The sequence below is a fragment of the Vibrio pectenicida genome (genome assembly GCA_024347015.1).
GTDB lineage: Bacteria > Pseudomonadota > Gammaproteobacteria > Enterobacterales > Vibrionaceae > Vibrio > Vibrio pectenicida.
Genome location: AP024890.1, coordinates 34678 through 46892 on the forward strand (window position 1 = coordinate 34678; position 12215 = coordinate 46892).

General features: G+C 41.4%; 7 protein-coding genes and 1 pseudogene. 2 read left to right on the forward strand and 6 right to left on the reverse strand.

The window, feature by feature from the left end; all coding sequences use genetic code 11:
- Positions 1 to 999 carry a cytochrome d ubiquinol oxidase subunit II gene (gene cydB / locus OCV27_RS15075; protein ID WP_125319980.1) on the forward strand — a complete coding sequence of 333 codons (999 nt, stop codon included), beginning with the start codon at positions 1 to 3 and terminating at the stop codon, positions 997 to 999.
- A gap of 106 nt (positions 1000 to 1105) precedes the next feature.
- Here the strand turns inward: cydB and OCV27_RS15080 are convergent, their stop codons facing one another.
- Complete coding sequence (locus OCV27_RS15080) at positions 1106 to 1759, reverse strand: Qnr family pentapeptide repeat protein (RefSeq protein ID WP_125319978.1); 654 nt, start codon at positions 1757 to 1759, stop codon at positions 1106 to 1108.
- A 272-nt stretch (positions 1760 to 2031) separates the two neighbouring features.
- Here OCV27_RS15080 and OCV27_RS15085 point away from each other — a divergent pair, with 272 nt between their 5' ends.
- Positions 2032 to 2505: a peptide-methionine (S)-S-oxide reductase gene (locus OCV27_RS15085; RefSeq protein WP_125319977.1), complete on the forward strand. Its 474-nt coding sequence runs from the start codon at positions 2032 to 2034 to the stop codon at positions 2503 to 2505.
- Between the two features lie 18 nt (positions 2506 to 2523).
- Here OCV27_RS15085 and OCV27_RS15090 read toward each other — a convergent pair whose 3' ends face one another.
- The 5 genes and pseudogenes from OCV27_RS15090 to OCV27_RS15120 form a co-directional block, all read right to left on the reverse strand.
- On the reverse strand, positions 2524 to 4215 hold the full coding sequence (locus OCV27_RS15090) for a methyl-accepting chemotaxis protein (RefSeq protein ID WP_125319976.1): 1692 nt from the start codon (positions 4213 to 4215) through the stop codon (positions 2524 to 2526).
- Between the two features lie 10 nt (positions 4216 to 4225).
- A complete protein-coding gene (locus OCV27_RS15095; RefSeq protein ID WP_125319975.1) occupies positions 4226 to 4651 on the reverse strand; it encodes a BLUF domain-containing protein in 426 nt (141 codons plus the stop codon).
- 395 nt (positions 4652 to 5046) lie between these two features.
- Positions 5047 to 9925 (reverse strand): annotated as a pseudogene (gene pulA, locus OCV27_RS15100) (pullulanase-type alpha-1,6-glucosidase); the annotation flags it as partial.
- Positions 9926 to 10377: 452 nt separating this feature from the next.
- Complete coding sequence (soxR, locus tag OCV27_RS15110; RefSeq protein WP_125319974.1) at positions 10378 to 10857, reverse strand: redox-sensitive transcriptional activator SoxR; 480 nt, start codon at positions 10855 to 10857, stop codon at positions 10378 to 10380.
- Positions 10858 to 11263: 406 nt separating this feature from the next.
- Positions 11264 to 12121: a MalM family protein gene (locus OCV27_RS15120; RefSeq protein ID WP_125319973.1), complete on the reverse strand. Its 858-nt coding sequence runs from the start codon at positions 12119 to 12121 to the stop codon at positions 11264 to 11266.
- Positions 12122 to 12215: the final 94 nt, after the last annotated feature.

A 12215-nucleotide genomic window follows, 5' to 3' on the forward strand; every position in this document is an offset into this window, starting at 1 on the left:
ATGGATTATGCGCTCATTTGGTACGCTTTGATTGGCCTTGCAGTACTCATCTACGTAATACTCGATGGATTCGATCTTGGAATTGGCATTTTGTTTCCCAGCGCTCATAGCGAAGTGGAACGAGATATGATGATGAACAGCATAGCGCCTGTTTGGGATGGGAATGAAACTTGGTTAGTTCTCGGTGGCGGTGGTTTGTTCGCTGTGTTTCCATTAGCTTACTCTGTCGTTATGCCAGCATTGTATGCTCCTCTTATACTTATGTTGCTGGGCTTAATCTTACGTGGCGTCTCATTTGAGTATCGTTTTAAAACCAACAAAGGGAAATTTTTATGGGATATTGCTTTTTTCGTCGGTTCACTACTTGCCACGGTTATGCAAGGGATAATGCTTGGCGCTCTATTGCAAGGAATCGAAGTTGAGGGACGCTCATACGCAGGCACTTGGTTCGATTGGTTAAGTCCTTTTAGTCTATTTTGTGCTTTAGCGCTGGTGTTTGCTTACGTTTTGTTAGGGTCGTGCTGGCTGATGATTAAACTACCAAGCGATCTAACCGACCGCTATGAGATCATTGCAAAGCGGTGGGGTATGGGCATGGTGTTATGTATTGCGATTGTGAGTATATGGCTTCCACTGCAAAACAACTTGATATTTGATCGCTGGTTTAGTTTTCCAAACGCTTTAATATTATTGTGTATACCGGTTTTGTCCGCATGGTTTATACGGCAGCTTTATCGCTCTTTAAAAAATCACAAAGCACTAAAAGCCTACCTATGTGGTATTGCTTTGTTTGGACTTGCCGCTCTGGGCTTTGGAATAAGCACCTTCCCTTATTTAGTGCCTTTTAGCCTCACTTATCATCAAGCAGCGGCTCCCGATGAAAGTCTGAAATTCTTACTTGCTGGCACTGTATTTCTACTCCCACTTATCATCTCATACAGTGCCTATACCTATTGGATTTTCAGAGGAAAAATGAAGCATGGGGAGAATTACCACTGATGAAAAAGTTAACCTGGTTCGTATTCATATGGCTTGCTAGCGTAACCTTCTTAGGCATGTTGTCTTTCGCCATTAAGATTGCGCTTGGTATGGCGTAACCAAAAAATTACGCCACAACAATTAAGCCAAATTGAGATAAAAGTTGATCTTGCTGCCAACTGCAAATTTTCACTCCATTTAATGGTACACGGCGAATGTCAAGCTCTTCTAAGTCAACATAAGTGAGATCAGCACCTTCAACTTTAAATGCCCCCCATTGATCTTTAATAAACTCTCCACGGGATAAATCAGACCCCGATAAGTTCGCTGAAAATAAGTTTGCTCCATTCCACCGATTTTCATACAAATCACATTTCTCAAGCAGCGCTCTTTCAAAATTGGTGTAGCTCAAATTGCACCCTGTTATATAGGCAGAACAAAAATATACCGTATCACTGATGCGGTTTATAAAATTAGCTCTTTGAAAATTTGCCCCTTTTAAATCACATTTTCTAAATTCAATACCAAAACAATCGGCTCCAACGAACCCACTCATCGCTAACATACAGTTGCTAAAACTGGTGTCCTTTAATTTCGCATAGGCAAAGCTGCACCCTTCAATTGCCTGCGCTTCAATAAAGCGGCAATTGATAAATTTTGCATCACGTAAATCTGCACGTTCAAAGTTACATTGAATAAATTGGCAGTCCTCATAAATTTCATATTGCAAATCTTGATGAGAAAAATCTTGCTGATAGTAGGTTTGATTCTTTGTTGACATAATGTCTCCTTAGTTGCCGCTAGCCTACCACTGTCACCATTGAGTTTTCCACCGAAATAAAGCTTTAAAAATCAATAGATTAAAACACCTTAAAATAGCCAATTTAAGGCATCTAAAAGGCTTTTTAAGATGCCTATCTACTATAAACCCAACTTGTCCCTCCATAAATAACTTAAAGCTGGCTAGTTGTCTTTAAGGAAGAGAATAAAACCTACCCCTAGCACTGTAATTTTGGTGTAATAGGATGTCGCAAGTCATAGGAGTACAGATAAGTGGAAGAGGTATATTTTGCCGGCGGTTGCCTGTGGGGCGTTCAAGAGTTTATCAAACATCTTCCAGGAGTCATTGCAACTGAAGCTGGACGCGCAAATGGTATGAATATCGACACTACAGGACAATATGATGGCTATGCTGAATGTGTTCGTACTCAATTTGATCCTCAAGAAACAACAATTGAGCAGTTGATGCGACTCTTTTTTGAGATCATCGACCCCTTTAGCCTAAACCAACAAGGGCAAGATATAGGTAAAAAATACCGCACAGGTGTTTATAGTATAAATAGTGAACATTTAGAAAAAGCAAAACACTTTATTAAGCTTCAACCTAACAGCAGTCATATTGTCGTTGAGGTGTTACCACTGACCAATTACGTAAAAAGCGATCCTGAACACCAGGACCGCCTTACACATTATCCTCAAGATTACTGCCATATCCCTCAATCATTACTTCACAGATATAAAAAGTGATGTTGGCTCTCAACAATCTCAGATTTGGAACTTATTTAAGTTCTGATGTAAATCGATAACATTTTTGGCAATTGTCTCACTTGCAGAAGCCGTATGCCTAGAATCTTCGGCAGTTTCTTCTGACAGCAGCTTAATATTGGTGAGATTGGCATCCAAATCTTTGACTACAACAGCTTGCTCCTCCGCAGCGGTCGCGATCTGCACATTTAAGCCAGCGATCTCGTTAACAGACTCAGCGGCTAAAAGGAAGGTGTTAGCCGATTGCGTGCTTTTCTCTAAACACAATTGGGCTGTAGTTGTCCCTTTTTGCATACTGGTTACTGCATTTTTTGCTTCAGATTGCAATCGATCAACTAATTGTTGAATATCAACTGTCGCATCTTGAGTACGTTGTGCAAGTGAACGTACCTCATCGGCAACCACAGCAAAACCTCGCCCTGTTTCCCCTGCCCGAGCGGCCTCTATCGCTGCATTAAGCGCAAGCAGGTTTGTTTGCTCCGCAATCCCTTGAATAGATTCAAGTACGGTTCCAATATTGTTAGTTTCAGAGACCAGATTTTCAATCACCCCTGATGAGGATGTGACTTCATTGGTTAGTTCTTCAATAATCTTCTGGATTTCCAATGACTCTCTCTGCCCATCAACAACGTGCTTTTTAGCCGCATCTGTAACCGCAGATGCGTTAGCTGTACTCGTTGCAACTTCTTGTGTAGTCGCGTTCATTTCATTAATCGCCGTCGCCACCTGCTCAATATCTCTATGTTGTTTCTCAACATTTGCTAGTGTTCGTTGCATCGCACCCAATGCAGATTCAGATGATTTACCTAATTCTGCGGCTTTTGAGCTAACCACAGAAATGGTTCCAGTTAATACGCCAAGAAAGGTATTAAAAGCACTGGCTACTGTGCCTGTTTCATCTCTAGCACTACTATCAAGCCTGATGGTTAAATCGCCGTCCCCTTGTGCAACTTGCTGAAGCCTTCCAATCAAGGTTACTATGGGGTTTCTAATAGCTTTAGCAATCCAAATAGGCATAATAATGCCAAACACCAATGAAACAACTGCGATGACACTCATCCATTTAATGGCAAATTTTTCATCTTCTTCGGCTTGCAAAGCGCTGGCTAACGTAAAACTCTGTACATCATCCAAGATTTTGATTAATGATTTATCAATTTCATCTTCGTGTTTTTCTACTTTTTTCGAATACACAAGCATGGTCTCGATATCTCCTTGAGATCCCAAGCGCATCGTTTCTTTAACCTCATCCACCAGAGAATGGTAAGAATCTTCAACTTTTTTAAGTTCAGCCAATTTTGCTGCGAACTTTGCTTTTGCTTTCGAGCTGTGAAGTTTTGGAATCGCTGCAGCAATAAATTGCTCAACTTCCATTATTTCTTTCTCAACTTTAATACTAATTTTTTCTACTTTATTTTTGTATTCCACGAAAGCACTCATTGGCGCAAGATTTTGCTCTACTCGGATAGCCTTAATTAAGGCTCGTTCGAACATAATCGCCTGCTCAAGCTGGTGCTCTGTTAATACTGTCAAAGCCTTAGTAAGAGGGATATCTCGCTCTGCAATATCAACTAATTCGACACCAATTTTATTCATTTGATGAAGAGCAAACCCTCCCATAATAAGTATCGCACCAAGTAGGAAAAACCCTAGCAGGTAGACCTTATGAGCAATCTTGAAATATGATAACATGCCTCTCTCCCTAATCTTTTTTCACAAAATAGTGCACCATCTGCATGGCAAAACTTTTGTGCTCTACAAGGTATTGCACCTCTCCCCTATGCTTCATAAAGTCACTATATCCAGGAATTGAAGATTCAAGGTCTTGATCAAGCACTCGAAAGCCCATCTTCCAATCAGGGAAGCTGCGGCTGTTTATCTGATGGAAACCGATTCTGTTAACACCAGAGTGGCGAGAATCTGTTTTGATTTTTTCGAATAGCCGTTCAACTGAAGATTCAGGTCCTTCTAACACTTGAATGAAGGTACCATAGCCATCATAAAGCAGAAGTCCCGTGATATCATGGCCGGTATTGTTTTTGCGGGCTTTTGATAAGATGCCTTCCAATTCATCTTGTTCAAGCCTATTTCTAGCTTTGCTAACGTAGACGAGCTCTATCAATTTCATGCCGCCTCCACTCCTTGGATTATATACAAACATGTTTGGCTTATTTTTTGTTCGACTGCTTGTTGTATTGGCGCCCAGTTTAATTACTCTACCAAACCATATGAACACACGTTTAGGATGATGAGCACATTTAAGGATACTATTGATAGTTTACAAATTCCATGCCAAGAGAAAAAAGACTGAATTGTGGTGAATTCCGATTAACTTGGTTAACTTGCGCCATATATTGCATATATGAATTTGCATTATGCAACGCCACCTGCATAATGCATGTTCATTATGCAAATGCTTTTCATGTTTACGCTCTACGTTCCTATCATTATTCACTCAGAATGAATCAAAGGTTTATCACATCAGTAATAAACCCTCCAGCTAGGAATAATATAAATAACTCATCACTCAGCGATTAAAAAGCGCCCAGTTAATGCTGGGACTTTAATTTGTACTGGACCCGTTGTCACATTCACGACTTCGTTGCTCATTAAGTCTCGGAGTAAATGCGTTTGTTTTAGATAAGTGGAATCAACAAACAGTATTTGATCAAATGTTGACGTATTGAGTGCGTAAATTATTTGCTGATTATCATACACTTTGAGATCTGCGTATAAGTTATCGTCTAGCCATAAATTACGGCGTTTTCCTGCGTATAATGCAGGATACTGACTACGTAGGTGCATTAGCATAGTAAAATACTGCTTTAATTCTTGTTGATTAACTGTGAGTTCTGCGCCTGTCACGCCTTCAATTTTTGCACTGGAACGTGCAACGTGATCATCACACAGACCTTGGGAAACACAGTTTTCATCGATCTTTTTAGCAAAACCCGCAACTTCATCACCAATTTCCTCACCATAGTAAACAGTAATTGGTCCTGAATATGCTGCTAAAAAACTATATCCGGCTTTATGCCGTTTCACCTCATTACCTAACTTTCCACGTTGAATAAGATCGCCAAAACGAACCAGATCATGGTTACCTAGCATAAGATTTGGCATCGCATGATAGGGAGATTTCGCTCGGCTATTCCAGCTGGCATCTAGCGCTCTTGCGCTACCACTTTTGCCCGACTCTTCAACGGCCAGCGCCTGTACTAATCCATAACGTAACGGAAAGTTAAACGCTGAAGAGAGGCCAGGTTTGGCATCACTACCATACGCGGTTGCGGTAATATCATCTGCACCCTTCCATACCTCGCCAACCAGATAGCCCAACGTTCCCCACTGCTGGCCCGCCAGTTTGTTTCCCATAGATGCCTGCTCAACCGCAGCACGAATTTTACGCCAAGTGTCTAAAGGAAGTTGATAGGATTGATCTAGCCTCCAGCCATCAATACCATATTCTTTTATCCAATATGTCGCTACCTCAACAAAAAAGGCATCGCTATCTTCATTTGGATAGGCCACGTATGTGCCAGGGTAACCTTCCTTCGTTGTTAAGTACGGTAACTTACCCGTTGGCGACGGTTTAACTCCAACAAGATTAGAATGGCCAAAGACACCGTCGAGAAAAACATACAAATCTCTTGCATGCGCTTTATCCACCAGCTCCTTAAGCTTATCGTTGGTACCAAATTTTGGGTCAACATTAAAATAATCACAGGGAAAGTAACCCGTCGCATCTAGGCGATCATCACCAGCTTGGCCTGCACATGAATCAAACACAGGCGTTAACCATAATGCGTTTACATTAAGACTTGCGATGTAATCTAGGCTGTCGATCACACCCTGAAGATCACCATTATGATGTGAATTGCCATAACCATGGCCATAGCTATGTTTGGGATCACCATCCACAAAGGACTCCACCATCACCTGATAAATTCTTAAGTTGCAAGCTCTGCTATCATCCCCATAACAAGCGTAATCAATCTTGGCATCTATAACTGAAATGGTGGGAGAGTTTTGATCTGAAGCATCAAGCGTAAACTTATGCACCCCTTGATTATTTACTTTTACTTTTATATGGCCACTACCTCCATCTTCAAGCGTAATGGAATCGTTGAGAACAGCTAGAGAACCAAAACCAAGATTAACTTCATTCCAATCCAACGATCCCAGTTTGAACTGATATTCACCGGGGGTAAGATACCCTTCAAAGGTATACTGACCATGATCTTGGTAAATCATTTCATCACTTGTTCCCCAGTCATTCATTGACCCTCTAACATACACTTTTGTTGAACCAAAAGGAGCTAAGTCATTCGGTTTATCGACAAGTGTTAAACCTTCACCTTGGGCGCCATTTTGTACCTGAACAAAGACAGCTGCAGTTAATGGTGGGATGGTAAAATTTCCGTTGTCAAACCTAGCCTGTCGGACAACAGGGTCATAGGAATCTTTCAAAATCGGATTTAACTCAAAATTTTCTGCACCTATGATAGGAATGGTATGTTCAGAAGTATTAGCATTAATGGCAACAATCAAAGAATCAAAATTGCTGTCAAGATCAGAGCCTACACTCACGCCATCATTGACCGACATAACGATCATACCTGGTAAAGTTGCTGGCCCTGTATTGTGAAACCGAACACGCTTTAAGACTTCTTCTTCACTAACCAAACGGAGCAAAGGTGACGTTGAACGGATCTTGAGCAGCTCTTGGTATACCTCGTTAGTCCAAGCAATGTGCTCTGGTGTGACAACGGTATTTGGATTAGCGATCACGGAGCGAATCGCATCCCAGTTTGCCATATCTTTGTCGGCACGAGGCAAACCAACATTCCAATTGTTGGTTTGCTTACTAAAGTCGACTTTATTGTACCAATCGCCACTGTCGTAGCTATCACGCTCCATTGATTTAGAACGCAGTAGCTCAGACCCCATATGTAAAAATGGCACTCCCTGCCCAAGCATAACCGTTGAGAGGCCGACAATTTGCATACGCGCCCGATCCGCAGGGTTTATGTTACTATCGGCTTTATATTGATTGAAATCCCACAAGGTCTGATTATCGTGTTTTGAAACATAGTTAATCGATTCCTGAGGATCAAGCGTGTAAGCAGCACCTTGACCTCCGTATTGAAAATCACGCCCATAGACAATCGCGCCACTATAAGTTTCCAACGGATAGGTTTGTAAATTACCCGCCATACCATAGCGGATAAGATCCATCTTCGACTTTAGGTCATCACTGAATCGACTACCAGCATTGGCAAAGCCTGGATTCTTTAGCAAGGCTTCCCCACTATCAAATGGTCCACCACCACGAACCCCGTCACGCAATCGGTCATTGTATGTCCCAATACCTGTCCCTGCCATTGACCACTGCGTCGCATTTTCACCACGTTGCCCGTTAACCACTTCACCAAAGTTCCAACCTTCGCCATAGAACCACGTATCTTCGTCGACCTGTTGCGTTTGTTCATAAACATGCAGCATACTTGACTTCATCAAGTGCCCCATTAAATCAAACCTAAAACCATCTATCTTGTAGTCTTTGGCCCACATCACGACACTGTCAGCGACTAACTTCTCAAACATTCGGTGTTCCGATGCGGTATTATCACAGCATGTCGAGTTCTCGACTGCACCTGTCAAAGGGTTAAGGCGATGGTAATAGCCAGGAACAACCTTATCGAGTACCGATTTCTCGTACAGTCCGGAAGCATAGGTATGGTTATAAACTACATCCTGAACAACTCTAAAGCCCATTGCATGAAGTTTCTGTATCATCTGGCGATATTCATGAATACGTGAAATACCATCACTCGCAACAGCATAGCTGCCTTCTGGCACGTTGTAATGAAAAGGATCGTACCCCCAATTGAAGCCATCAATTGGGCGGATATCTGCCAATAACTTCTGTGCCTCACCACTACTTGGATCAGTTTGCTCCAATAAAGAAAATATTGAAGAATGGCGTGAAGTACCATTACTACATAGATTGGCCGCAGGATTAATACTGCACAGTTTTTCAACCGTATCCGTCAGGCTCACCATTTTTTCAGGATCTTCTGGAGTAGAGGCAAGGTCATACGTAGGCAAAAGATGAATCGTCGTCAGGCCAGCTTCTTTAAGTGCTGCCAGTTGCTTGACGCTATCTCGCTCATCTTCCAAAAAAGCAAGATATTTTCCATTGTTAAGCTCTTCACCTTGCTTATCGCTGGCACTAAAGTCGCGTATATGAAGCTCATAAACAATGTGATCTTCTGGATTGGTGAGTTCAGGAACTTTCTGGTTATCCCAACCAGAAGGCTTAGTGTCTTGGGCATTTAAGTCAACAAGTTGTGAATATTGGCTAGACTTGCTTAGTGACAGCGAGTAAGGATCAGTAACTGTCATCCATTCAATGTTATCAGTTTGCGGATGAAACGCTTTCACACGATATCGGTAGAACATATTCTTCAGTGACACATCACCTTCAAAACGCCAAATACCGGAAGAAGCGTCAAGCGTCAAGCGTCAAATCAAAAGGAGAGTCAGGCAATGGCATTTTATTTTGATCGTACAAATACAGCTCAACTTTCTGAGCCGTTGGTGACCAGAGAGCAAAATGAGCCCTATTGTCTTCAATCCAACTTCCTAGTTTTTCTTCATCCGCATCACTTGGCCCTGTTGTGTATAGATCATCAAGTACACCTGGGATTTGAACACGTGTAGCCACTAGTGGCTTACCATCATTATCGAGTGCAAGCGCAATTAATTGTGTTTTAAGTAAAGCTTTGGCTGTTTGAGGAGTGACATTGAGAGCAAAACCTACACGACCGTTAAGATGGGGAAACTTAGAGTGATAAATAGTATCGGAGATCTCCAGATCGTATTTGATAAAATTTTGTGGTTGATCAATATCTCCTTCTCCCGTCTCATGGCTCCAGATTTGATAACTAACCGCGTTACTATGGTCAAACCAAGCAATCGAATTAGTATCAAGCCAATGGGCAGCGGCACCATCAAGCTTTACATTCAGTGGTTCATCAGGAGAATATTTGAGTATCGCGCTTCCATGCTCGGTATAGAGCGTATTTCCTTTATCAAATTCAACTTTTAAATCACCACCACCCAGTGCTTTATCATCCTCTTTATGGAGGATAAAATTCATACACGCACCATGCTCAGACTTCAGCGGTATAACAAATTTAGCACCATATCTTAGGTCGATATCTTTCCATATTACTGGGTGACTCCAATCAATATCAGGCAGCATATCATCAGAGATGGAATCGCAAGAGGTGCTATTCCATAAATGTAGCCCCCAGTTATTATAATCACCTTCATCGCGTTTGTAGTAGATGACAGCTCGTTTGTATACCGCATCAGAGTCGGCTGAACTATCATTCTCCGATTCCCAATATGTCGAACTGCCGCCAAAAAATGTCTCAATTGCCTGGGCTTCTGGAGAGTCATCACAACCAGCCAATAAGCCAAGCACTGCTATCACTATACACAGTTTTGTTCGCTTGATTTTCATTCATATTCCCACTGATATTTCGTGTTATTAAGTTAATAACCGTGTTGACCAAGGTAGATGTATTCAAGCTCACGTTATATTCTTAGCAGATCAAATTCCCTCCTCCTATAGCCTTAGTTAATGAGGCGTAGAAATGGAGGAGGAGGATATAAAATACAATATACTTCACAAATACGACCATAGGACTGGTCAGAAAATTACTGAATGGGTATGAGAATAGTGAGAGATCTGACAATCTGCACCAACTTCGAATTGACCAATGTAGGATTGCAACAAACGACTAAAAGTATCGAAATTAGATCTTTAGCGTATTATTCAGACTATCTTTCATCGTTATTCATTTTAACATCTAAGCTTTCAGACCATTCCTCAGGATGACTCAGCATGGTTTTCCCCTCAAAGACTTCTGCTCTAATATCTTTTGGGTTATAGATGGCACAAGACTTCATCGATAAACAACCACAACCGATACACCCCCCCAGATCGTCTTGAAGAGCTTCTAACTGCCGGATACGATGAGCAAGTAAATCATGCCAACTCGATGCCATTTTTTCCCACTGCTGACGTGTGGGAGCATGATGCTTAGGTAAATAATAAAGTGATTGATTAATTTCTTCTAAGGTAAGCCCTACTTCTTGCGCCGCTTTTATAACCGCAAGCCTGCGCAATACATCACGATGGTATCGGCGTTGATTACCTTGATTTCGCCAGCTTGAAATAAGCCCTTTTTGTTCATAAAAGTGCAGTGTTGACACATTGACACCCGCTCGTTTCGCTACTTCACCAACCGTCATTTCCATACTATTGTATCCATTGTAATGAGGTTTCTAAATTGTCTTTGAAAAGACTCGATATCAAGGGCTAATATCTTAAGTTAACTTTGAGTGACCTTCAATTAGGCTTGGATCTGTATAGAAAAATATAGTTATCAAACTTAGCGCTCACGGTTTGATATGTTCACAACTTCACCACCACATGTTGCGAAATCGCTTCACACCACATCAGGTCAATCACTACTAAAAATTTTCCGCGTTAGTTTCAAACAAGACAATCAGCTCATGGACGCCGAGTTTGAATATTGACGTCCAGATGCTGTAATGATTTGTGTTGATCATGGTTAAATAAATGGATGGAGGTACCGTAACATCTACCGCAAAGCCAGTAACAAAAATTCTAACTTAGCGTACTCAACCGTATCTTGTTTAATTAGTAATTTCGTTGACTCTTGTTATCTTCTACCGCCTTAACAAAAACTTGCTGGGCACCTTCAACATTAAGCGCTTTTGCTTCTTCCAATAAGTTTATCGCTTTATTAAGATCATCATCGGCAACAGCCGCTGTTATTGCTTGATGGTAATATTTTTGTGTCTCAGGTTGAACCACATCCACACTTTTTGCCATCAAGGGTTGTGAACTTGAGTCACTTGGTGCGCTTCCTATTGCCAAATGTTTAAGAAAGCCAACTCGGTCAATAGACACACTGACCAAACCATATTCTGAATTCGGTATTGCAATATCTTTTACTTCAGGCAAGTAGTTCCCTCTTCCCTCTGCATACAACCTAGCAGGATGAATAACCATAGTGGTTTTACCAAGTTCAGCTCTATCTGTGTAGATCAGCAAATAGACACTTTCGTTATCTCTTGGTGGGAAGAAATCAACCTCTGCGCTCAAACGATTACCAGCCCCAAGACGTGGAGGTTGATAAACAAATGCATCTTTTCCATAACGTTCTAGTTCACGACCATTTTTGTCAAGAATAACCGCTCTTGGTACAAAGGCCGTTTCACCAATTTCGCTGGTGATATTAATTGAAAATTCACCTCTATCAGCAGGTAACTCAAATAAAGCTACAGGGCTATCAATATCTTGATATTTAAGAGCCTGCGATTGAGAGGTAATATTAACGCTTTTATTACTTGGTAGCCTCATTGGAACTGACTGAAGGTCTGACACCACAGTTACCTGCTTTGTATTGGCGGCGCTAATCTGTTCAACTACTTCTGGAGACTGGCATCCAAATAAGGCAATGCAACTACTAAGGGCAAGGATACGAAAATACATAAAGTCTTCCTTATTTGACTGTTTTGCTATTGGACGACAATAGCAATAAAAATAGCCAGCGATTATTGCTGGCTATCATAACTAGACGAGCCAA